At 39.3% G+C, this 21,549-nt stretch carries 22 protein-coding genes; 7 read left to right on the forward strand and 15 right to left on the reverse strand.

Annotated elements, in window-relative coordinates; all coding sequences use genetic code 11:
- Positions 1 to 35: 35 nt before the first annotated feature.
- The 3 genes from accB to CDZ88_RS10980 all read right to left on the reverse strand — a co-directional run bounded on the left by accB (position 36) and on the right by CDZ88_RS10980 (position 2,222).
- Entirely contained in the window at positions 36 to 551 is a 516-nt protein-coding gene (gene accB / locus CDZ88_RS10970; RefSeq protein WP_100373578.1) for an acetyl-CoA carboxylase biotin carboxyl carrier protein, read from the reverse strand.
- Positions 544 to 1,197 (reverse strand): TetR/AcrR family transcriptional regulator, encoded by a 654-nt coding sequence (locus tag CDZ88_RS10975; RefSeq protein WP_100373579.1) that lies wholly within the window; start codon positions 1,195 to 1,197, stop codon positions 544 to 546. The genes accB and CDZ88_RS10975 overlap by 8 nt, the downstream gene beginning before the upstream one ends.
- A gap of 191 nt (positions 1,198 to 1,388) precedes the next feature.
- Positions 1,389 to 2,222 (reverse strand): dimethylarginine dimethylaminohydrolase family protein, encoded by an 834-nt coding sequence (locus CDZ88_RS10980; RefSeq protein ID WP_100373580.1) that lies wholly within the window; start codon positions 2,220 to 2,222, stop codon positions 1,389 to 1,391.
- Between the two features lie 119 nt (positions 2,223 to 2,341).
- Here CDZ88_RS10980 and CDZ88_RS10985 point away from each other — a divergent pair, with 119 nt between their 5' ends.
- Complete coding sequence (locus tag CDZ88_RS10985; RefSeq protein ID WP_100373581.1) at positions 2,342 to 2,524, forward strand: hypothetical protein; 183 nt, start codon at positions 2,342 to 2,344, stop codon at positions 2,522 to 2,524.
- A gap of 75 nt (positions 2,525 to 2,599) precedes the next feature.
- Here CDZ88_RS10985 and CDZ88_RS17460 read toward each other — a convergent pair whose 3' ends face one another.
- Together CDZ88_RS17460 and CDZ88_RS10990 are read right to left on the reverse strand one after the other, a co-directional pair.
- Positions 2,600 to 2,740: a lmo0937 family membrane protein gene (locus CDZ88_RS17460; RefSeq protein WP_157796542.1), complete on the reverse strand. Its 141-nt coding sequence runs from the start codon at positions 2,738 to 2,740 to the stop codon at positions 2,600 to 2,602.
- A 139-nt stretch (positions 2,741 to 2,879) separates the two neighbouring features.
- Positions 2,880 to 4,079, reverse strand: coding sequence for a GTP-binding protein (locus CDZ88_RS10990; RefSeq protein WP_100373582.1), 1,200 nt, complete (start codon positions 4,077 to 4,079; stop codon positions 2,880 to 2,882).
- 123 nt (positions 4,080 to 4,202) lie between these two features.
- Between CDZ88_RS10990 and CDZ88_RS10995 the strand changes: the two genes are divergently transcribed.
- Entirely contained in the window at positions 4,203 to 5,384 is a 1,182-nt protein-coding gene (locus tag CDZ88_RS10995) for an FAD/NAD(P)-binding protein (RefSeq protein WP_100373583.1), read from the forward strand.
- Between the two features lie 35 nt (positions 5,385 to 5,419).
- Here CDZ88_RS10995 and CDZ88_RS11000 read toward each other — a convergent pair whose 3' ends face one another.
- Both CDZ88_RS11000 and CDZ88_RS11005 read right to left on the reverse strand, forming a co-directional pair.
- Complete coding sequence (locus tag CDZ88_RS11000) at positions 5,420 to 5,716, reverse strand: IDEAL domain-containing protein (protein WP_100373584.1); 297 nt, start codon at positions 5,714 to 5,716, stop codon at positions 5,420 to 5,422.
- Positions 5,717 to 5,861: 145 nt separating this feature from the next.
- Positions 5,862 to 6,629, reverse strand: coding sequence for a hypothetical protein (locus CDZ88_RS11005; protein ID WP_100373585.1), 768 nt, complete (start codon positions 6,627 to 6,629; stop codon positions 5,862 to 5,864).
- Positions 6,630 to 6,805: 176 nt separating this feature from the next.
- Between CDZ88_RS11005 and CDZ88_RS11010 the strand changes: the two genes are divergently transcribed.
- Entirely contained in the window at positions 6,806 to 7,171 is a 366-nt protein-coding gene (locus CDZ88_RS11010) for a YhjD family protein (protein WP_100373586.1), read from the forward strand.
- Positions 7,172 to 7,217: 46 nt separating this feature from the next.
- Here the strand turns inward: CDZ88_RS11010 and CDZ88_RS11015 are convergent, their stop codons facing one another.
- The 7 genes from CDZ88_RS11015 to CDZ88_RS11045 all read right to left on the reverse strand — a co-directional run bounded on the left by CDZ88_RS11015 (position 7,218) and on the right by CDZ88_RS11045 (position 14,462).
- Positions 7,218 to 7,472 carry a DUF3006 family protein gene (locus CDZ88_RS11015; protein WP_232718738.1) on the reverse strand — a complete coding sequence of 85 codons (255 nt, stop codon included), beginning with the start codon at positions 7,470 to 7,472 and terminating at the stop codon, positions 7,218 to 7,220.
- Positions 7,473 to 7,483: 11 nt separating this feature from the next.
- Positions 7,484 to 8,566, reverse strand: a complete 1,083-nt coding sequence (locus CDZ88_RS11020; RefSeq protein WP_100373588.1) for an MBL fold metallo-hydrolase — start codon at positions 8,564 to 8,566, stop codon at positions 7,484 to 7,486.
- 108 nt (positions 8,567 to 8,674) lie between these two features.
- Positions 8,675 to 9,034 (reverse strand): response regulator, encoded by a 360-nt coding sequence (locus CDZ88_RS11025; protein WP_100373589.1) that lies wholly within the window; start codon positions 9,032 to 9,034, stop codon positions 8,675 to 8,677.
- A 37-nt stretch (positions 9,035 to 9,071) separates the two neighbouring features.
- Positions 9,072 to 9,518, reverse strand: a complete 447-nt coding sequence (locus CDZ88_RS11030) for a chemotaxis protein CheW (RefSeq protein WP_100373590.1) — start codon at positions 9,516 to 9,518, stop codon at positions 9,072 to 9,074.
- A 24-nt stretch (positions 9,519 to 9,542) separates the two neighbouring features.
- On the reverse strand, positions 9,543 to 11,606 hold the full coding sequence (locus CDZ88_RS11035; protein ID WP_100374673.1) for a chemotaxis protein CheA: 2,064 nt from the start codon (positions 11,604 to 11,606) through the stop codon (positions 9,543 to 9,545).
- Between the two features lie 253 nt (positions 11,607 to 11,859).
- Positions 11,860 to 13,548: a sensor domain-containing protein gene (locus tag CDZ88_RS11040; protein WP_100373591.1), complete on the reverse strand. Its 1,689-nt coding sequence runs from the start codon at positions 13,546 to 13,548 to the stop codon at positions 11,860 to 11,862.
- A 92-nt stretch (positions 13,549 to 13,640) separates the two neighbouring features.
- Positions 13,641 to 14,462 (reverse strand): HAD family hydrolase, encoded by an 822-nt coding sequence (locus tag CDZ88_RS11045; RefSeq protein WP_100373592.1) that lies wholly within the window; start codon positions 14,460 to 14,462, stop codon positions 13,641 to 13,643.
- A 237-nt stretch (positions 14,463 to 14,699) separates the two neighbouring features.
- Here CDZ88_RS11045 and CDZ88_RS11050 point away from each other — a divergent pair, with 237 nt between their 5' ends.
- The 4 genes from CDZ88_RS11050 (at position 14,700) to phnE (CDZ88_RS11065) (ending at position 18,132) form a co-directional block, all read left to right on the forward strand.
- Positions 14,700 to 15,686, forward strand: coding sequence for a phosphate/phosphite/phosphonate ABC transporter substrate-binding protein (locus CDZ88_RS11050; protein WP_100373593.1), 987 nt, complete (start codon positions 14,700 to 14,702; stop codon positions 15,684 to 15,686).
- Positions 15,687 to 15,771: 85 nt separating this feature from the next.
- The gene (gene phnC / locus CDZ88_RS11055; RefSeq protein ID WP_100373594.1) at positions 15,772 to 16,548 is read left to right on the forward strand and encodes a phosphonate ABC transporter ATP-binding protein; all 777 of its coding nucleotides are present in this window, start codon (positions 15,772 to 15,774) and stop codon (positions 16,546 to 16,548) included.
- Positions 16,541 to 17,332: a phosphonate ABC transporter, permease protein PhnE gene (gene phnE / locus CDZ88_RS11060; RefSeq protein WP_100373595.1), complete on the forward strand. Its 792-nt coding sequence runs from the start codon at positions 16,541 to 16,543 to the stop codon at positions 17,330 to 17,332. The genes phnC and phnE (CDZ88_RS11060) overlap by 8 nt, the downstream gene beginning before the upstream one ends.
- Positions 17,332 to 18,132, forward strand: coding sequence for a phosphonate ABC transporter, permease protein PhnE (phnE, locus tag CDZ88_RS11065; RefSeq protein ID WP_100373596.1), 801 nt, complete (start codon positions 17,332 to 17,334; stop codon positions 18,130 to 18,132). The genes phnE (CDZ88_RS11060) and phnE (CDZ88_RS11065) overlap by 1 nt, the downstream gene beginning before the upstream one ends.
- A gap of 45 nt (positions 18,133 to 18,177) precedes the next feature.
- Here phnE (CDZ88_RS11065) and CDZ88_RS11070 read toward each other — a convergent pair whose 3' ends face one another.
- Complete coding sequence (locus CDZ88_RS11070) at positions 18,178 to 21,549, reverse strand: UvrD-helicase domain-containing protein (protein WP_100373597.1); 3,372 nt, start codon at positions 21,547 to 21,549, stop codon at positions 18,178 to 18,180.

Below are 21,549 nucleotides of genomic sequence, written 5' to 3' on the forward strand. Positions count from 1 at the left end.
TCCCCCTCTGTATTGACTCTTCGTTTAGTTTAGTCTCACTTGCTAGCTTGCAAAGCAAACAATGGCTGTCCATACTCAACTAGCTCTCCGTTTTCTACGAAGATTTCAACGACTTTTCCATTTAGTTCAGCTTCTAATTCATTCATTAGTTTCATCGCTTCCACAATACAAACAACTTCCCCTTCTTTGACCTCATCACCTACTGCAACATAAGGTTCTGAATCAGGAGATGACGACGTATAGAAGGTTCCAACCATCGGTGAAATAATATGTTCTACACCCTCTTGATCTTCTGTTTTCTTTGTCTTTGCAGTCTTGTCTTCATTCGTAGTAGGCTCTTTTGTTTTCGGCTCACTTGCATTAATCGAAACAGGTGCTTTCTCACTTTCTAGTTGCACAGGTGGGATAACTTGAGTCGCTACTTCAGCTTCAGTATCCCCTTGTTTTTTTAATGTTAATAGCGCTTTGTTTTCACCCTTTAGTGTCAGTTCAGATAGATTCGAACGATCTAACGCACGAATTAATTCCTTGATCTCACTCACTTTATACATATTGATCATCTCCTTTTAATGAATCTTTTTTCAAAAAAAATCGTTGATACTCAAGTTTTCCTCTTGCCTCTTGTGTGAGTACTGAATGCATCACAAGATCAGCATAAATCATTGCAATTTCATTGATCGAATAGTTTCCTGTGTCTTTGTACCATTTGTACGTCCAGTTCGTCATGCCAAAAATCGCCATCGAAGTGATTGGAACGGGAATTTCTTGCCTAAACTCACCTTGCTCAATGCCTTCTTCAACGACACGAAACATCATCTTTTTATAGCGATCACGCTTAATTTTAATCGTTTGAAAATAATCTGAACTTAAATATAAGGACTCTTGATAAAACACTGTGACGTGAGGGCGATATAAATCAAACATCATCACGAAAGATTTGACTGTTTCATAAAGCCTCTCAGCAGGAGTATCATACTTCTGATAAGCATCCTCTGCTTTCGTTAAGATATATGTAATGAATGAATCATGAATGGTGTAGAGCAGTTCATCTTTTGAGCGGAAATTATGGTAAAATCCTCCTTTTGATGTTCCGCTTTCCTTGACGATTTTGTCTACAGTCACCGCATGATACCCCTGTTCCTCAAATAACAATAACGCAGCGTCTACAATCCGATCTTTTGTCGGTTTCACCTTCATTTAGTCCACTTCACCTCTTCTACTTATTCGACCGACTAGTCAGTCTGTTATAGAAATTGTACGAAACGTTCCGACTATTGTCAATATTGTTTCTGTAATCGGTTGCAAAATTCCTGCTATCTTTCTTAAAAATCGTCTTTTTCTTACAAAAAACCGCTATTTCCGTGGAAATAGCGGTAAAAAATATAAATTTAGTTTCGTTCAATTGGCATGGTCACACATCTAAATGCCCCACCTGATTTAATGATTTCCGATAGATCAACCTCAATGATCTCAAAACCAGCTTGAACAATTTTTTCGTTCGTTTCCTTATTTTGCGGTAAAGCAATAATTTTTCCTTTACCAATACTTAACACATTCGTCGCTAATGTGAATTGCTCTTCTTCAGATACATCAATTAGCTGATAGCGACTTTCTAATCGTCGTACATCTTCTCGGTCGATTGCATCTCGGTAAATTAACGCAACTTCTGGTGAAAGAGGGTTAAAAACGCAATCTAGATGCAAGTAAGCCTCATCAAACTTAATTAATTCTAGCTCGCGATTTGGGTGAGCAAGCTTTAATTGATCAATAGAGGAAAGGGATGTACGACTACTATCTCCTACATAGACAATGTTTTCATCGATCATAACATCGCCGCCTTCAATCGTACCTTCCTTAATCTCCTGGAACTTGTAAGTATTGTCCGTCAAAAACTCTTTAAGTATTTGCTCTTCTCCTTGACGAATCTCTCTTTTCAATGCTCCGATGTAGATCGTCTCATCAATGGTAAAACCGATATCTCTTGTGAACACTTGCTCAGGTAGATCCTCTCTAGCAGGAAGCAAGTGAACATCAATTCCTTCCTGTTTTAAGGCTTTCACAAGATCTTTATGTTGGCTTTTAGCCACCTCTACATCAATATTTTCTTCTTTATAATGCTCTTGCGTCTCATTAATTGGTTCTTCAATCTTCATAAACAATGGTTCACATAAGAGAACCGAACGTAATAAGCCGTATTCTGTTTGGCAGCCATTCGTCTTCATTGTCTTCTCACCTTTCTCTTTTCCTATCTTGCTATGATTTTGTATCTTGTTTAGAGCACAGAACATCTTCTCTTTCATATGATATCAAAGAATGACCATGTAAGGAGGCTAAGAAGACAATGCATTTTCAAGCAACTCGAATGAGAAAGCTGATGGAACATGACAGATTCTTATCAGCGACATTTAAAGAGGTTGTTCAGCAGACTAAAGATGCAGATACAGCTCTCTATTACTTATTTGAAGTATATGTACAGTCTGAGCCAATCTTGCTAAATGCATACAATCATTTAACCGGTGAATGAATCGAATAATTGATTCATAAAAGCAGGCTGCACAGAGAACCTGGCAGCCTACTTTTTAAACCTTTTTTAGACTATCTATACTCTTCTTCCTGTTAGCATACGAATGATGAATACGACTAATGCTACGACTAGAAGAAGGTGAATTAGATTCCCAGCAATCTCGAAGCTAAATCCAAGTAGCCATAAAATGAAAATAATAATTAATATAGTCCACATGTTATTTTCCACCTTTCACTTGTTATTTTCTTACTATTCTATTCCCCCTTAAGCAATTCCAAAACCTTTTTCCTTTAAAAATAAAAAAGAACAAGCTTTATCTCATTAAAGCTTGTTCTTACTCAAAGAGTTGTTATTCTTATACTTCCGTCAGCTCTGGCCATGCTGGAATAGGATCAGGGAAGGATGACCAATTTTGTATCATCTCTTCGTCTGTTAGTACACAATGATTAAAGTAGGCCTCAAGTTCTCTTGGTTCTAGCTCAATTCCAATTAGAACAAGCTCAGTCATACGATCTCCGTATGTTTGGTCCCACTTTTCTTTGATTTCAGGTTCGTCTTCAAAAATCATCGCCTTATCTTCATCAGACATCGCATCTACCCACAATCCTGCAGGTTCAAATACCATAGAAGGTCCCGCTTGACTCAGTAAGGCTGCAATATCATTTCTTGTTGATAACCAGCAGACCCCTTTGGAACGGACGACATTACTTGGCCATTCTTGGATCGCATTCATTAAGCGCTCCGGATGAAATGGTTTGCGACTTCTGTACACATAACTTGAGATTCCATACTCCTCTGTTTCTGGAACATGCTCTGTGTGTAGTTCTTTTAACCAACCTGCCGATTGACTAGACCGTTCAAAATCAAATAACCCCGTGTTTAAAATTTCTTTCGGATCGACTTTTCCTTCTGTAATGCGAAGGAACTTAGCTTGTGGTTGGAGTTTTCGAAGGATCTTTTCCATCTCTTCTACATCCTCATCTGCCACTAGATCGCATTTGTTTAAGAGTAGCACATCACAAAACTCTATTTGGTCAATTAATAGATCAACAATTTCCCGTTCATCTTCTTCATTTACCGCTTGCCCACGATCTAGAAGAGATTCCCCAGACTCAAAGTCATGCCAAAAACGATATGCATCAACAACTGTTACCATTGTATCTAATTCACAAATATCGGTTAAGTCCAAGCCGCTTTCCTCGTCAGCATAAGAGAATGTTTGCGCAACAGGTAGTGGTTCACCGATTCCCGTGGATTCAATTAAAATGTAGTCATACTTACCTTCTTCCGAAAGTCTTTTTACTTCTTCCATCAAGTCTTCTCTCAATGTACAGCAAATACAGCCGTTAGACATTTCAACGAGTTTTTCATCAACCCTCGAAATTCCTCCGCCATTCTTGATCATCGAAGAGTCAATATTGACTTCACTTAAGTCATTTACAATCACAGCCACTTTGAGTCCGTCTCGATTATGTAATACATGATTTAAGATTGTTGTTTTTCCTGCACCTAGATATCCACTCAACACTGTTACTGGTATTTTCTTATTTGACACGCTCAACACTCCAATTCGTAATTCTTACGATTTAAATTTATCATTAACCTCTTGCTAAAGCAATCACTTTTCTGTAACATAGTGAAATAAATCGAAATTATTACGTTTTAAAGCGAGGAATCGATGATGAAACAGTGGCTTATTATTGGTGGGGGTATTCAAGGAGTCACCCTTGCTAGTTACCTACGAATTAAAAAACAGCTTCCGGCTGAGGCGATCGCTATTGTCGACCCACACGAAAAACCACTAGCGATGTGGAAACATTGTACGAATAACACAGGGATGGAATATTTGCGCTCACCTTCCATTCACCACCTGCATCCCGATGCGTTTAATCTAGAGCGCTTCGCGAAAAAAAAGTCATGGAAAAAATCGACCGCCTTTGTTCCGCCTTATGACCGCCCAACACTTGCTTTGTTCAATAAGCATAGCGATGAATTAGTGCAAGATTTATCTCTATTAGAGAGTTGGGTAACAGGTAAAGTCTCTCAACTTTCTAAACGATCGGATGGTTGGGAGGTCAAGTTGAGCAATGGTGATTGTCTATCTAGCCGTCATGTTGTCGTTGCCATCGGATTAAGCGAACACCCTATTTGGCCTAACTGGGCTGAAAAACTAAAAGATAAAGGTGCTTCAATTAACCATATTTTTCATAAACAATCATTAACAATAGAAAAAGATTCAAATGTCTTCGTTGTAGGTGGGGGCATCAGTGCTGTGCAAACCGCTCTAAAAGTAAGTAGCCAAACAAACTACCCTGTTCATATTATGTCAAGACATCCATTCCGAACGAAGCAATTCGACTCTGACCCGGGTTGGCTCGGTCCTAAGTATATGCGCCTATTCATGCAAGAAACATCAACACAAAAAAGACGAGACATGATTGCTTCTGCACGTCATCGCGGCTCACTTCCCGGAGAACTGCATGCTGCGTTTCGAAGATCAGAAACAGCTGGTAATGTTCAGTCTGTGATTAGTGACGTGGCTTCTGCTGATTTTGATGGAGCACGTATTCACCTTACTTTGAAAAATGGTCAGACATGGAGTGGGGACAAAGTTGTACTTGCAACAGGCTTTCATGCTACTCCCCCTGGTTTAGAGTGGCTAAAACCAACCATACGTGAACACCATTTGCGTTGCCACACATGTGGATATCCTATTGTTGAAGATGACACACTTGAGTGGGATGAAGGACTTTTTGTGATGGGCGCATTAGCAGAGCTATCATTAGGGCCCGTTGCTAGAAACATCTCAGGAGCCAGACGTGGAGCTGAACGAATCTTATCGACTATAATAGCAACATAAAAAACATCGCCAATTGGCGATGTTTTTTTATGTTGCTATTCAAATGTGAGGTGCAATTCGTACCCGTTTTCTACGATTGTTTTTCCCTCTTGATAGCGATTTATATGTTGATTTAACTCTAAAGAGTATAGTTCAAAAGCGTCCCTGTCGCGTTCAACTAATGATCGATCAATTAATTCAAGTAATTCGGACTTGTGGAAATGATAGATAGAATATTCTAGAACAGCTTGGGCATATAGAGATTGGACAGTTGATTCAGTACGTTTTTGTAATGACTTTATTATTTCTAATTGTCTATACACGTTATGATCCATTGCAAAAGGATTATTCATTTCGTATCCCTCCTAGCATTCTCTTTGTTTTACTATACCCTAGAACTAATCTTTCAAAACATTGGAATATTCTTTTTTTCTCTTTAATGACAAGTGATGTGCTTGCCTCTGTGAAGATGAGAAGAAAACGACTTTAAAATCTTTTCTATTTTGCTTTCTCTTCTTTTATCTCTTGCCCACGAACCGTGCGCTCATCTTTCGTTAACTTCGGGCATAGAAAGCATTTCTTCCCACTTTGACCAACGTAACTCATGCAACAAGCTGCCTTTACTCTTAGTGGTTCAACAGGTTCCCACCAGCTATCTACATAACGGAAAGATACTTTGTACGGGTTACGTTTCAAACCAAAGGTCGCGCTATCTAATTCTCTTAATGTTTTCAGATCCGAATTAATTTGTACTCGTTCATCATCCGTACTTGTCGCCATCCATGCCTCTTGTTGGTTATAGAACGGGTTGCAAAGAAGTCCCCATACTTGTTGCACTGGTAAGTTAGATGTCAAGGCGATCATTTCAATCATCGGACGGAAACGCTCAAACAGCTGTTGATATTGTTTGATTACATACCCCTCTCTATTCTTTTCTGGTAAAGGAACTAACTTTGCATTCTTTAAAGTAAAGTTACCTTCTTTCCCTTCACTATAGAATGCATATTCCTCGTACTCAAGCCACTGATTATGGAGAGATATCGTATACTGGTGTGCTGTGCATAAATTTGCGACCCATTTCATCATATTCGCACCAGCTAACCGTTCATCCCGACCTTTTAATATAGAGGTTCTTTCAATTATTAACTCTTTCATGATCGCTTCTTTTTTTAAATCATCTTCTTTTATTGCTATATCTTCTTTTTGTTGATCATCTATGACGACAAAAAATGTGTCTTTAAGAATTGTTTTAATGACTTGGTCCATCAGTCATCACTCCCTTTCAAATGTTTTATTAAAGTCATGCATTCATCATAACAGTTTTATAAATTGATGGTACATACACAACAATCGGCAGAATGTTAACTTCCAAAAATATCAAGTTGTAATTCCTTGTTTGCATGTATATAATAAGAACATAAGTTCGTATAGGAGTGAGTCAGATGGCTAACCTAACAAGTGATGAACAAAAAGCAATTCATCATTACATCTTACTTCTTGTAGCTAGGCAAGTTCTTGAACGTGATTATGCGTATCTAGAACAATCTCAGTTAAAGCTTGCCCATCCTTACCTTGAGCTAACAAAATTAACACTCGACCACTTGAGTCGTGAAATTTCTTCACTAAAGTCTTTCTTACGTTCCCATCAGATGACCATTGAAAAGAAAAAACATGATGGATTATTTAGTGAATACTATTACCGTTGCCGAGGATACGAGGGTGTTACTCATATTTTAAATGCCCACTTAAAAAACCAAGTTCATGATTATGTCACCTCATGCTTTACAACTTTCCGCAAGCCCTCCTAATATCGAGCAACCTCAATAAAGTGAGTCACCAATGTGACCCACTTCTTCATTGCTTGCGTTTGAACTTGCTTTTTTGGTTAGATTTGAGCTTGTTAAGTGTGTCATGTGTCGTTTTATTTAGAGCTTCTTTTTTTCGTGTGTCACGTTTGATGGTCATAATCTTGCCATCCTCTACTTCAACAACAAACATATCTCCAGATGCAGCACATTTAGGTAAGCGATGAACAGGGAGCGTGTACTCTTTTTCTTCTAGTCCTACTAGTAAGACAGCCACATTTTGATCAACAATTCTGTCTAACACAGCTTTCAATATTATTCACCCCCATATAAACAGGCGACTTCTTCATCAAGGATGTCACTTAGTCTTCCTTGACCGATCCCGTGAATGTCGGTTAACTGCTTTAAGTCTTTGATTGGGCGCAACGTCACAAGCTCTTCTGCTCGTTCTTCACCGATATGGACAATATAACTAAGCTCTTCAATCGTCGCCACGTTCACATCGATGCATGGCACTTCACTCGTTGCTTCTGTTTTGCCAGAAGGTTCTTTTTCTAGCTCAACAACAATGTTCTCACCATCACTCTTCATATAAATATTCCCATGAAGATCGGTCCCAAACCACTCTAATGGACGTTGATTAAGTCGTTCAATTACTTCTCGATGAGGGTGCCCGTATTCATTGTCGACACCCGCTGAATAAACAGCGTAGCGCGCATTCACTTGATCTAAGAAGTCTTCATGACTCGAAGTCGATGAACCATGATGACCAAGCCGAATCACATCAGCCTCCAAATTCACGCCAGCATCTACTAGATCTAACTCAACATCGACTTCAATATCCGCCATAAATAGCCAACCTACTTCTCCATGATCCACTCGAAGTCCAATCGCTCCTTCATGAAAATCACCTGTTAGTTCAGAAGGATTTAATACCTCAATACGCAATGAACCAATGTCAAACACCTCTCCTGCACGAGGCTCATAGTAATTCACATCAGAAGAAGCTATCGCCGCAATCGTTCGTTCAAATGTTCTAGTTGTATGCGTATCCCCAGACATCCATACTTCCTCTACAGGAAATGATTGTAGCACACGATCGGCTTGACCTATATGATCTGCATGCGGATGTGTCCCCACAAACAAATCAATCTCCTCGACCCCAGCACCGTGTAATAATTCAACAACATCCTCTCGATCATGCCTTCCTGCATCAATAAGGATAGTAATGTCCTTAGTCTGTAATAACGTCGCATCCCCTTGACCTACGTTAAAAAATGATACAATCAGTTCGTCTTCATTTTGCATGACTTTACTAGCCTGTTGAGTTCCTACCGATGCCTCACAAGCGACAAGAGACACGCAAAGAATAAATAAAAGCAACAATCTTTTTGTCATCCACTTTATCCCCCTAAATGACCATCTAACTAACGATCTATTATACACGAAATCATTGAACCAAAAGAAAAAGCAATGACAATTATTCTGTCATTGCTTTTATGTATCTTAACCTAATACTTTGTTGATCGATTCTAGCACACGATCGGCTTGAAAAGGTTTTACAATGAAATCTTTTGCTCCAGATTGTATGGCATCAATAACCATTGATTGCTGTCCCATCGCAGAACACATAATTACTTTTGCCGATGCATCTTGTTCTTTAATCGCTTTAAGGGCTTGAATTCCATCCATTTCAGGCATTGTAATATCCATTGTCACTAAATCAGGCTTTAATTCTTTATACTGATTCACAGCTTCTTGTCCATTCGCTGCTTCCCCAACAATTTCAAATCCATTTTTTGATAAAATGTCCTTGATCATCATTCGCATAAAAGCTGCATCATCTACTATTAATACAGATGCCATCAAATCACCTCTTATATCTTTTACGTTACTTTATCTATTATGATTCTTGAATGACTTTTTCTAAGTTTAATAGAGTAAATAACCTCTTGTTGAGTTTGACCACTCCACGTAAGTATTCAGCTTCAACACCGCCGACTACTTCAGGTGTTGGCTCAATTTTCCCAACAGGAATATCAATGACATCATTTGCCCCATCAACGATAAATCCAATTTCAATATCTTCTTTTGAAATGACAAGAATACGAGTTGCCTCATCAAATTCCTTCTCTTCAATCCCGAATCTTTTTCTTAAATTTATAATAGGTGTGATCACACCACGTAGGTTCATAACACCTGTTACAAATGGGAATGTCCGAGGAATCCTTGTCACTGGCTGCATGCGCTCGATCGATTGAATGTAATCAACCTCAATAGCATACTCTTCATCTTTCAATTGAAATACAATGACTTTAATATCTGTTTTAATAGCTGCTTCGCTTGACAACGCTTAAGCCTCCTCACTCGTTCCTTACTTAATTAATGCATTTGTATCAACAATAAGAGCAACTTGACCGTTACCTAAAATCGTAGCACCAGAAATCGCAAAGACATTTGTTAAGTAATTTCCGAGAGACTTCAAGACGATGTCATGTTGTCCGATTAATGAATCTACAACTAGTCCTGCCACTTTATCACCTTTGTTAATGATTACAAGAGAATAGAAGTTTTCTTCTTCTTGCTCCCCTGGCACATCAAAGATATCTTGCAAGAAGACCAGTGGTACAACCTTCCCGCGGAAATCAATCACCTTTTTATTATGTGCACTATACACATCGTTCTTATTAACAATCGCCGTTTCCACAATGGATGAAAGTGGGATAGCATACTTCTCTTCTCGCACTTCAACAAGCATGACATCGATAATTGAAAGTGTCAGAGGTAATTGAATGGAGAAAATTGAGCCTTTCCCAAGCGTCGAGTTGACGGTGACAATTCCACCTAAAGATTCAAAGGTGTTCCTAACCACATCTAATCCAACGCCGCGTCCTGATACATCGGTAATCTTTTCTGCTGTACTGAAACCCGAAGCAAATAACAACCCAAACACTTGTGGATCAGTCATTTTCTCTGCTTCTTCTTCCGTGACAACTCCGTTTGCTAAAGCTTTTTGAAGAATTTTATGACGATCAATTCCCGCTCCATCATCTTCAATTTCAATAAAGACATTGTTACCGCTATGATACGCCTTTAGCACAACCGTACCTTCTTCATTCTTTCCTTGTTCACGACGCTGTTCAGGTGTTTCGATCCCATGATCAATCGAGTTACGAATCAAGTGAACAAGTGGGTCGCCAATCTCATCAATGATCGTTCTATCTAGTTCTGTATCGGCACCAATGATTTCAAGGTTTACTTTCTTGTTTAGATCTTTTGATAAACTTCTTACCATACGTGGGAAGCGATTAAACACTTGCTCAACTGGCATCATTCGCATATTAAGAATGATCTCTTGTAGATCACCAGAAATACGTGACATACGCTCAACCGTTTCATTCAGTTCGGTGTTTCGAAGTTCGCTTGCAATCTGTTCTAGGCGACCACGGTCAATTACAAGCTCTTCAAATAGATTCATTAATACATCAAGACGCTCAATATTGACACGGATCGTCTTATTTGAATCATTTGCGGCTTTCTTTTGTGGTTGCGTTTGTTTTGGTGCAGATTTCGGCTTGGCATCGTTTTTTGCTACAGTCGGAGCTAGTGCTTCTACTTTAGATTGTTCTTTTACAACAGCAGTATCTTCATCAGCACTAGCAAGATCTGATTTGTTGAACGGTTGAACAACAACATCCTTGATCTCAGAAATTTTTAAGATCCGTTGCTTGACCTCATCTGCCTCCACTTTAGAAACAAGCGTAACAAGGAAGGTCTCGTCAAACTTTTCTTCCTCAAGCTGGTCCGCTGTCGGAGTAGATTTAATGACTTCTCCAACTTGCTCAAGCACCTCAAACACCATAAATACACGCGCAGCTTTAAGCATCGCCTGTTCATCTAAGGTCACTTCAATTTGATATGCATAATACCCTTGCTCGAATGATTGCTCAAGCACGGTTCGTTCGAATTCATCATAGCGTTCCTTAAGCTCGGTCAATGAAGCATCTGATACAATCGTTGCTGCTACTTCTTCTTCGGCAACGTTTGAAGGTTCTGCTTCTCCCTTTTCAATTCTCTCAAGTTTCGCCACAACTTCAGAAACATCTCTTTTACCTTCACCACCACTAGCAATATCTTCAACCATCGCTTCTAGATCATCAACTGCGACGAACACAACATCCATCACTTCTGATGTCACATCTAGCTTTTGGTTGCGGATAAGGTCTAAAACATTTTCCATATTGTGAGTAAGGTGAGCTAAATCCTCAAACCCCATCGTCGCTGCCATACCTTTGAGTGTATGAGCGGAACGAAAGACCTCCCCAACAATCGATAAATCATCTGGAGCCTGCTCTAATTTTAGTAAGTGGTCATTGATCGATTGTATGTGCTCTTGACTCTCATCTAGAAACACGTCCAAGTACTCTGAATTAATCAAGATCTTTTTCACCTCGATGTTCTCTTAATTCCTAAATAACATTTAATGTGTTGAATAGGTGGAATATTTATTTCATCATAGCATACTTTCATGGGACATAAGTATTTATTCATACTAAATTTTTAAAAATTTTAGTACCATTTACACAGATGCTACTTTCTTACTCATTACCTCATATAACCCTTGCCTTCTAGGAGTATTCAAGGGTAATTACCTTTATAAAGCAAACCAATCAAAGAAGATGTACGGGACTTTACTCCCGCAAAAAGTCTTTATATTGATTTGCCGTTAAAGGTTTGGAATAATAATATCCTTGAATAAAATCACAATTAACTTCTTTTAAGAACTTAAGCTGCATCTCCGTTTCTACTCCTTCAGCGATGACCTGTAAACCGAGAGAATGTCCTAAATGAATGATCATAGAAATGATGGCCTCACATCGTTTATCAGTACCAATACTTTGAACAAATGATTGATCTATCTTCAGTTCATGTACTGGGAGTCGACTAACATATTGCAACGAACTGTAGCCCGTACCAAAATCATCTAAGCTAATTCTCACCCCTAGCTTAATAAGCCGATTTAAGACATCCAACGTTCGATCAATGTCGACAGAGACGCTTTCTGTCACTTCCAAATCTAAAAACTTAGGAGGCAATTCAGTCTCTTTTAAAATTTGCTCTATCGTGTGTACGATATTTTTTTGAAGAAACTGCTTCAACGATAAATTCACGGACATGGGCACTTCAGGATAGCCATCTTGGAGCATTTTATTCTTTTGCATGCATGCTGTTCGTAGTACCCACTCTCCAATTGGTACAATCAATCCGGTTTCTTCGGCAATGGTTATAAATTTCCCAGGTCCAACTGTGCCATGAATAGGGTGCTGCCACCGAACGAGTACTTCTTCCCCGCATAACTCCCCTGTCTGTACATTGAACTGAGGCTGGAAGTACAATTCAAATTCATCACGTTCTAGAGCTTTTCTTAAGTCATTCTCCACACGGAAATATTCGTAAAACTCTTGATTTACATTTAAATCATACATCTCTACTCTGTCAGTTCCGTTTGCCTTTGCTCTATACATGGCCGTGTCAGCTGATGTCAATAATGATTCCACATCTCGTCCACTTTCTGGGTAGAGTGCTATTCCAATGCTCCCTGTTAAAGTAAATTCATACCCATCCATTTCAATCGGCTTTCGAATCGCCATTAATAGGCGTTCTGTTAAATGAATGGGCGCTTCTTTTGTGTTAACCGAAGGCATTAAAACGATAAACTCATCGCCTCCCATCCGAGCGATCACTGAATTTGCAGGAAGGTGTTCTGATAAACGCTCTGACATCTTCACTAAAACACGATCTCCAAACCAATGACCTAACGTATCGTTTACATATTTAAAGCGATCTAGATCAATAAACAAAATCGCAAGCTTTTCTTCCTTATGCGCGGCACTGTTTAATTCATGTTCTAATCTCCGCATGAAATAACGTCGATTAGGCAACCGTGTTAAGGGATCTTCATCTGCCAAACGTTCCCCTTCACCGTACGTAAGTGATATCCCTTGTCGTTCTTTTTCGATTAGTGTAAACCCATCCCATTTCTCTGCTCGTGTGTGCGGAATACAGGTAAAAAGGAAATCCCTCTGTTCCCCTTCAGGAAAGCCATTTGACAAGTTAGATGCTCTAACTAAAAAAGCCTCTGTTTTCTTCTCTTCTCTTTTTTGAAAAAGTTCCTTCAAGTCAATTGAAATCCATGTCGTTACTGGTTGATCAGCCCACATTTCTTTCTTGCAGTCAAAAACGTCTTCTCCTGCGGGATTGACCGATTTACACAAGCCAGCTTCGTCTAGCCGAATCATCATATGAGGGCTCTGATTAACAATATCTTGATACTCATACCCCAGTCTCAAAAAATCGAGATTATCATTGTTTAACGTCATGGTCGAACAGCTCTCTTTTCTTAGGAATGTTTACCAATTTTATTTTCTTCATTATAGCATGAGAAAGAAAGAAAAAAGCTAACCAAAAATGGTTAGCTTTTCGGGAAACACTCTAGAACTGTAGAAACTACTTGTACGCTCTTATTCGTTATTTTTTCTCGCTTAGGATGAATGTAAACTCCTTGCATCCCTTGCAAAATAGCTGGTGCAACATCATTAATAAAGTTATCACCAATAGAGATCACATCTTTTTCATTGACCTGATATTTTTCGATCAATTCATTAAATATACGTGTTGTATGAGTCGGTTTTTTAGCCGATGTCACAACCTCTTCAAATAACTGAGTTAACTCCAATTCGTTTAAAAGACGCCCAACATCATCAGCATCACTATTTGTGACAAGAACCATCTTCGTTTTCGTTTTCAGGTCTTGCAACGCTTCTTTTAAACCCGGCAATGGATCTAATTGAAAATCACTAGATACCATAAACTCTTTTGTTGCGATGTAGCTACTATAGCAATCTTCCACACCAAAATGCTTCGCAGCAACAAACGGTAACCACCATCCGTCTCCGATTGCAATCATCGATTCAAAATCAAACGAAAGTCTTTCATTGTAAAGATTGTTTGTTTCTTCTTTAGAGAGAACTTCTCCGTCCCACTTGCATGCTTCTGTGACAAGAAGAGTCATCGGGTCTATCGTTAAAATCAAATCACGCGCTACATCATAAGCTTTCCCGATTTTTACAGGATGCTTCCCTGCTTTCATCTGACTATATTCTTGATCAAAGAGTTCTTGTTGACTTTCTTCTACCTTTTGCTTTAGATGCTCTGCATAATAATCGAAATGATCGGTTCCTTCATATAAAGTACCGTCTAAATCAAATATCACAAGTTTATACTGTTCAAGCATATACCAATCTCCTTATCGTTTCTATATTTTCTCTCTCTAATAATAGTATCATTTATTGCTGAGTAGTCTTCAATACTTTCGTTAAATAATGTTAATCAGGTGTTAAGTTTGTAAACTAATTTCGCAATTATAAAAATAATGTAAATATGTCTCGAATGATGTAGATATGGAGAATATCGTCCTGTATACTTAATTCTTGTAAGGCAAAACATACAACATAAGGTGGGGAAAAGAAGTATGAAGAAATTACTTATGGTACTACTTATGCTTATGCTAGCAATTGCGTTAGCAGCATGTGGTTCAAGTGAAGAAGAAGCTCCGGCAACTGATTCAGAGCCAGCAGAAGAGACAACAGACGAGACAACAGACGAAGCAGCAGGAGACAGTGAAGATGCTGCATCTGAAGATATGCCAGATAAACTTGTTATGGGATTTGTTCCATCTCAAGATTCAGACAAAATCGCTGATACTGTTGCACCACTAGCGGATCGTCTTTCTGAAGAGCTTGGAATTGAAGTTGAAGGACGCGTTCTTACTAACTACACTGCTTTAGTTGAAGCAATGGGAAATGACCAAGTTCACATCGGTTTCATCCCAGCTTTCGGTTACGTACTTGCTACAGAGCGTTATGATAACGTTGAAGCAATCTTAAAATCAGTTCGTCATGGTTCTTCTACGTACCGTGCACAGTACACAGTAAGAGCTGATTCAGGAATCGAGTCTATCGAAGATCTTGAAGGCAAAGTTTGGGCTTTCCCAGACAACGTTTCAACAAGTGGATACCTATTCCCAGCAGCACAACTTATGGATGAGTACGGCGTGACTAATGTTGAAGATTTCTTCTCTGACATGATTCAAGCTGGTTCTCATGATAATGCTCTAATTACCGTTCTTGAAGGCGATGCAGATGTTGCTACAACATTCGAAGATGCTCGTACTGCTATTGAAGCGGATTACCCAGAAGCAATGGAAGAATTAGTACAACTTGATTTCACTGCTGATATTCCAAATGACACAATCAGTGCTAACACTAACATGCCAGCTTCTTTAGTCGATCAGATTCGTGAAGCATTCCTTTCATTCAATGACGATGAAGAAATGTTAACAATCATGGACGATGTTTATAACTGGACTGGAATTGATGAAGCATCTGATAGTGATTACGACGTTGTTCGTAGCACATATGAGAAGTTCAAAGACGATGGTGCTATTTCTTTAGACTAACTTTATAACCATTTTGGAGGGGGAGATGTTCTTCTCCTCCTTTCTTTTTTATATCTAGCTTTTCACATTAGGAAGGAGCACTACCATGATTGAATTCAAAAATACTTCTTTAGTATATCCAAACGGTAATAAAGGTTTAAAAAATATTAACCTCAAGATTAATGAAGGTGAGTTTGTCGTCATTGTGGGATTATCAGGTGCAGGTAAATCGACCCTCATTCGCAGTATGAATCGCCTTGTTACTCCTACAGAAGGCGAACTCTTAATTGACGATGAGAACATTTTATCTTTTAACCAGAAAAATCTTCGTGAGTTACGCACTAAAGTCGGGATGATCTTTCAAAACTATAATCTCGTAAAACGTTCAACTGTCATGAAAAACGTGATATCAGGACGCCTTGGGCACACCGGTACATTGAAAAGCCTTTTAGGAATGTATTCAAAAGAAGATTTAGAACTAGCTCACCGTAGCCTTGAACGTGTAAACATCGCTGAAAAAATGCACCAACGTTCTGATCAATTAAGTGGTGGTCAACAACAACGTGTAGCAATCGCACGTGTATTAACACAGCAACCTAAAATTATTCTTGCTGATGAGCCAGTAGCGAGCCTTGATCCCCCTACTTCTCACCAAGTAATGACGTACCTACGTAAAGTTAACCAAGAAGACAATATTACAACGATTGTCAATTTGCACTTTATTGATATGGCGATGGAATATGCAGACCGTATTATCGGTATGCGTGCAGGTGAAGTCGTATTTGATGGTCCTGTTAGTGATGTGTCTGAACAGACATTTGAAGAGATCTATGGCCGAAAAATACGAGAGGATGACCTTGTAGGGGGTCAAGAAGATGAATAATCATACAAATGTAGGACTGTATTCAAATCGAGCGAAACGTCAGATGACGATAATTTTAGTAGCTATTATTGGTTTATATATTTATACCTCAGTCGCTACACAGTCTTCTATCCTAAATTTCATTGATGGATGGTCTGGATTTGAAAGAGTAGGGAAAGATCTCTTTCCTCCAAACTGGAGCTACGCCTCGCAAGTGTGGGAGTATTTAGCAGAGACGGTTCAAATGGCAATCATTGCTACAACGTTTGCAGCAATTGCCAGTGTTCCGATCTTTTTATTATCAGCAGCTAATCTATTTCCGAATAAATGGATTCACCAACCAGTACGTCTCCTTATGAACGTCCTGCGTACAATTCCTGATATTTTACTAGCTGTTATTTTTGTTGGTATTTTTGGAGTTGGTGTATTTCCAGGTATTATGGCCTTATTCATTTTCTCATTAGGTATTTTAGCGAAGTTAATGTACGAAACAATTGAATCGATCGATTTAAATCCATTAGAAGCGATTCGTGCTTCAGGTGGTAATACCCTTCAAGTCATTTGGTATGCCGTCATGCCGCAAGTACTTCCACAGTTCGTTTCATTTGGTCTGTATGTATTTGAAGTAAATGTACGTGCATCTGTTGTACTAGGATTCGTTGGTGCTGGGGGAATTGGGTTATTGCTTCAACAGCAAGTTAGTTTCTTCAACTACCCACGCGTGATGACGATTATCATCATCATCTTTATTGCAGTTGTAATCATTGATTACATCAGTAATAAAATAAGGGAGAGACTCGTCTAATGGAACAAAAATTAACGATTAACAAAAAAAGAACGACAAAGCAGTGGATTCAATTAAGTATCATTGCAATTGCCGTCATCGCTTTATATGTATGGACTTTTGTCGGTATTGACATTAGATGGGCTCGTGTGTTCAGTGAACGTACAATTGATAATTTCTCACGAGTTATTCCACAATTATTTTCTCCTGACTGGTCTGCATTCGGAAAGGTTATGGAGCTAATGTGGGAAACGTTACAGATGGCTTACACTGGTACGCTACTCGCAGCTATTCTTGCTATTCCATTCGGCTTTTTTGCCGCTAGTAATATGGTTAAAAGTAAATTCTTAAATACATTTTCTAAATGGGTGCTTGATGGCATTCGTGCCTTTCCAGAGCTTGTACTTGCGTTAATGTTCGTTGCAGCGGTTGGACCTGTTCCTTTTGCTGGGGTACTAGCTATTGCGATTGGCTCGATCGGTATGTTAGGTAAACTTTATTGTGAAGTCATTGAATCGATCGATATGAACGTTGTTGAAGCTCTCGAAGCAAACGGAGCAAACAAATTACAAGTTCTCGTTTATGGAATTATTCCACAGATTATTCCTGAGTTCTTATCGTATGCTATCTATCGTTTTGAAATTGATATTCGTGCATCGACCATTCTTGGTATTATTGGTGCAGGTGGTATCGGTACACTTATTACTATTGCCACTCAAAACCGTAACTGGGATGAAGTTGGGATGATCTTACTTGTGATCATCGTTGTTGTCACAATCATTGATACACTTAGTGCAATGATTCGTAAGCGAATTGTTTAATCAAAATAAAGCGGACAAGTTCATTTTGAACTTGTCCGCTTTTTCTTATGTGTAGGCTAGAAACTCATCACGAGTTAAAGCAGTCTTTTTCAAATAAACTAACTTTGTAATAGCATCAAGAATATGTTGTGTTTTTTCAGGGTTATCGTTAAATGCATGGATTGGCTGCTCCTGATCACGCAATAAATAAAGAGACATAGAGGAAATCTCCATTCCTGTCACGTTTTCATACGCCATCTTATACAAATGTAGTTGCACGTCATACTTTTTTAACCATTCTCGCCCAGCCTTATGAACTTGATTCGTTTTGAAGTCTATTAAATGAAGCAATCCATCTCTTCTTACAACTTTATCTATTTCTCCAATGACTTCTGCTCCAGCTAACTCTACAGCGAAGGACCATTCATTGGCAACTGGCCTACCTAAGGCTTCCTTTTGTTCATCACTATACGCTTCCATCAGCTTTTTGATTTCATCTAAATAATGTTCTTTTTGCGGGAGGTCTTCTACTAGGAGCAATGCCTCATAAATGGCCGCTTCGGTCTGAAATCCATAGTCTCGGAGCTCACATGCACGATGAACAATGGTCCCAAGCAACGTAGGATCAATCGCGTTCTTTCGATCAGTCGATTCCTCTTGCCGCTCTCTATGCCACCTCGTATCCTGAATACCTAAGATGTATCGATCATAGTATTCATTCGGGTCCTCCATGAAGGTCATAATTTCCGAGACAGAAAGCGGCAAGAGAACTTCTTTCTGAGAAGAGATGGGCGCTTTATGATAGATTTCCACAGTTGGTTGATGAGCCGCTTGCTCAGGAATATGTGATGCTTCTATGACGTATTGCTCGAGACCACTCGTTTTTTTCGCCTCATCCACTAAATGCAACCAAGACTTTTTCGCTCCTGGCTCTTTTCCAATCATAAACAAATAGTCTTTCGCCCGAGTGGTTGCTACATAAAATAACCGTTTCGCTTCTTCTTCAGCCTCTTGACTCGATTCATCTTTAACAAGCTCATAACCTGGTGTCGCTCTTTGTATTTTCTTTTCTCCGAGTTGTTCAGCTTCTTCTTCTACATTCATGACCAGACCGAGCTGTGGATGAAAACGAATCTTGCCCGAATCTCCACGAACAGGTCTCTCAAGTTGTGGCAAGCAAACAATAGGAAATTCAAGCCCCTTAGAAGCATGGACGGTCATAATATGAAGAGCATTTCCTTCTGACCGCTCCATCTCCGCCTCCCCTTCTTTATCGCTCAGAGCCATTCTCTCATCAATCATTTGCAAAAGTTCTTCTAATGTCAAGGCTTGGTATTGATCAATCATCGATAAGATTTTCTCGACGTTCTTCACCTTTTGTAGACCATTTGTTTCGACTAGGATGCTATGAATAAAACCTATGTCTACTAATAATTGATAAATCACATCTGACATCGATTCGGCTGCTGATAATGGCACATAGCGGTTTACCCACGCTTGAATCGTCTTAAGAGCTTCCTTGATGTGATTCGGTGCTACCCACTCCCCTTCCGACCAATTGTACATAAACTCAGAATAACTTTGACTTTCTTCCTTTTCTTCAGAGATTGTGAGGAAGTCATTCATCGTTAGACCGATAAGCGGACTACGCAAGATAGCAAGCAAATGACTATCTTCAAATGGCCGATTTAACCACCTTAAAAGAGCAAGAACATCAATCACCTCTTGACGGTCGTAGAAACCAATTCCTCCGTACACCGTATAGGGAATTTGTTTTTTCGATAACGCTCGCTCTAATTTCAACAGATTGGTTCTTGCAGGAATGAGGACGGCGATGTCTTTAAACATCGGGGCTTGCCACTCTTCACTCCGCATGATTCGGGGCTTACCACTACGTACCATCTCTGTGACTCGGCTTGCCAGTTGGTCATACAGGTTGATTTCATCCGTTTCGTCCTCATCTTCTGGCAATACAATTAGCTCGATTAATTTCTCAGCATCCTCACTCTCTCGATCTGCCTCTAATGCTGTGTATCGCGTTTGAAAACTTTCGGTGATCTCTTGTGACATCGCACTTGAAAAGAGTTCATTGATGCCTTGAATGATTGGTCTACACGTTCGATAATTGATGTTCATATCGATTGCATCAGCGTGCGTTTGTTCACTGGCTTCTTTTTCGAGTTCATTCATTAAACGAACATTAGCTCCGCGAAAACGATAGATCGACTGTTTGGTGTCTCCTACTATAAAACGGTAAACAGGTTGAATTCTGTTTAACATCTCTAGTTGTAATCGATTCGTATCTTGAAATTCATCAATTAACATATGCTTGTACTGTTGTTGGCACGATTTTTTCACATGATCAATTTCTAAAAGAGCAACCGCTTTTTGCTGGAGGTCACTAAAGTCAACAACACCAAGTTTATCTTTTTCTTTTTTATAACGAAGATGGAATTGACCAAGCAGTGAGACAAATTTTCCCAATAATTCTTGGGCAACTTCGTCTATTTCAACCTCTCCACCAATGCTTTTCCAATCTTCTTTTAATGGCTTCCAATGTTCTTCAAATAATTCGTATAAAGCAGGAACCGTTTCTTCCCATTTCTTGTCGGTACGCTTTGGCATAATGTCTTGGAGCCATGCGATATACTGGTTTGGTGTTGTGGGTGAAGCTTGGGCCTGAAAAGCTTCAATAAGTCGTTCCACATGAGCTTGTTGCGCTTTCGTTAAATCTTCTCCGCTCGGAAACTCTCTTACTAACCTCTGGGCCTCATGATGAAATTGAGAAACTCTCTCTTGTTGTTTCATAATCATTGCTTCGGTTTGTTTCTCTAGCATTTGATCTGGGTCGAGTTGAGTGATGGCTTCCTCGCCCACTACTAATTCAGAAATATTTGCATGAATCTCTTCAATAACCGAGATCAACTGATCTTTACTCATATATTGGAAAAACTCATTTGCTACCGAGGTGAATTCGATATTTTGCATTAACGTTTTTATCGTCTCTCTTTTTAACTGTCTTGCTTCAACCTCATCAATGATTCGGATGGTCGGGGGGAGATTAGCTGCCATAGCATGCTGACCTAACAGCTGTTGACAGAAGCTATGAAAAGTAGAAATTAATGCACGCTCTACTAGTTCTTTTTGCGTCTTCCAATAATCAGCTTCTTCTGTCGTCAATGCCTCTAATTCTTTTTTCGCTAATCTCTTCCTCACACGGTCTTTCATCTCACGAGCTGCTTTTTCAGTGAAAGTAATGGCTGCTAGTTCTTCAATCGTTGCCCCTAAAGAAGAGCTTGGTTCATGATAAGCCTTCTCTAAAATATACATGATTCGCTCTGTTAGGACGCGTGTCTTTCCTGATCCTGCACCGGCTGAAATGACGACAAGAGGGTGTTTATTTTCAATTGCTTTTTTTTGTGCTGAATTAAAATCCAT

Origin of the sequence: Bacillus sp. FJAT-45037, from assembly GCF_002797325.1 — a bacterium.
Lineage (GTDB): Bacteria > Bacillota > Bacilli > Bacillales > Bacillaceae_D > Alkalihalophilus.

What these genes read in the sequence shown, in the direction of transcription:
- accB (WP_100373578.1), bottom strand. Translation starts at nt 551, where the DNA reads ATGTATAAAGTGAGTGAGATCAAGGAATTAATTCGTGCGTTAGATCGT.
- CDZ88_RS10975 (WP_100373579.1), bottom strand. Translation starts at nt 1,197, where the DNA reads ATGAAGGTGAAACCGACAAAAGATCGGATTGTAGACGCTGCGTTATTG.
- CDZ88_RS10980 (WP_100373580.1), bottom strand. Translation starts at nt 2,222, where the DNA reads ATGAAGACGAATGGCTGCCAAACAGAATACGGCTTATTACGTTCGGTT.
- CDZ88_RS10985 (WP_100373581.1), top strand. Translation starts at nt 2,342, where the DNA reads ATGCATTTTCAAGCAACTCGAATGAGAAAGCTGATGGAACATGACAGA.
- CDZ88_RS17460 (WP_157796542.1), bottom strand. Translation starts at nt 2,740, where the DNA reads ATGTGGACTATATTAATTATTATTTTCATTTTATGGCTACTTGGATTT.
- CDZ88_RS10995 (WP_100373583.1), top strand. Translation starts at nt 4,203, where the DNA reads ATGATGAAACAGTGGCTTATTATTGGTGGGGGTATTCAAGGAGTCACC.
- CDZ88_RS11000 (WP_100373584.1), bottom strand. Translation starts at nt 5,716, where the DNA reads ATGAATAATCCTTTTGCAATGGATCATAACGTGTATAGACAATTAGAA.
- CDZ88_RS11005 (WP_100373585.1), bottom strand. Translation starts at nt 6,629, where the DNA reads ATGGACCAAGTCATTAAAACAATTCTTAAAGACACATTTTTTGTCGTC.
- CDZ88_RS11010 (WP_100373586.1), top strand. Translation starts at nt 6,806, where the DNA reads ATGGCTAACCTAACAAGTGATGAACAAAAAGCAATTCATCATTACATC.
- CDZ88_RS11020 (WP_100373588.1), bottom strand. Translation starts at nt 8,566, where the DNA reads ATGACAAAAAGATTGTTGCTTTTATTTATTCTTTGCGTGTCTCTTGTC.
- CDZ88_RS11025 (WP_100373589.1), bottom strand. Translation starts at nt 9,034, where the DNA reads ATGGCATCTGTATTAATAGTAGATGATGCAGCTTTTATGCGAATGATG.
- CDZ88_RS11040 (WP_100373591.1), bottom strand. Translation starts at nt 13,548, where the DNA reads ATGACGTTAAACAATGATAATCTCGATTTTTTGAGACTGGGGTATGAG.
- CDZ88_RS11045 (WP_100373592.1), bottom strand. Translation starts at nt 14,462, where the DNA reads ATGCTTGAACAGTATAAACTTGTGATATTTGATTTAGACGGTACTTTA.
- CDZ88_RS11050 (WP_100373593.1), top strand. Translation starts at nt 14,700, where the DNA reads ATGAAGAAATTACTTATGGTACTACTTATGCTTATGCTAGCAATTGCG.
- phnC (WP_100373594.1), top strand. Translation starts at nt 15,772, where the DNA reads ATGATTGAATTCAAAAATACTTCTTTAGTATATCCAAACGGTAATAAA.
- phnE (WP_100373595.1), top strand. Translation starts at nt 16,541, where the DNA reads ATGAATAATCATACAAATGTAGGACTGTATTCAAATCGAGCGAAACGT.
- phnE (WP_100373596.1), top strand. Translation starts at nt 17,332, where the DNA reads ATGGAACAAAAATTAACGATTAACAAAAAAAGAACGACAAAGCAGTGG.
- CDZ88_RS11070 (WP_100373597.1), bottom strand. Translation starts at nt 21,549, where the DNA reads ATGGATTTTAATTCAGCACAAAAAAAAGCAATTGAAAATAAACACCCT.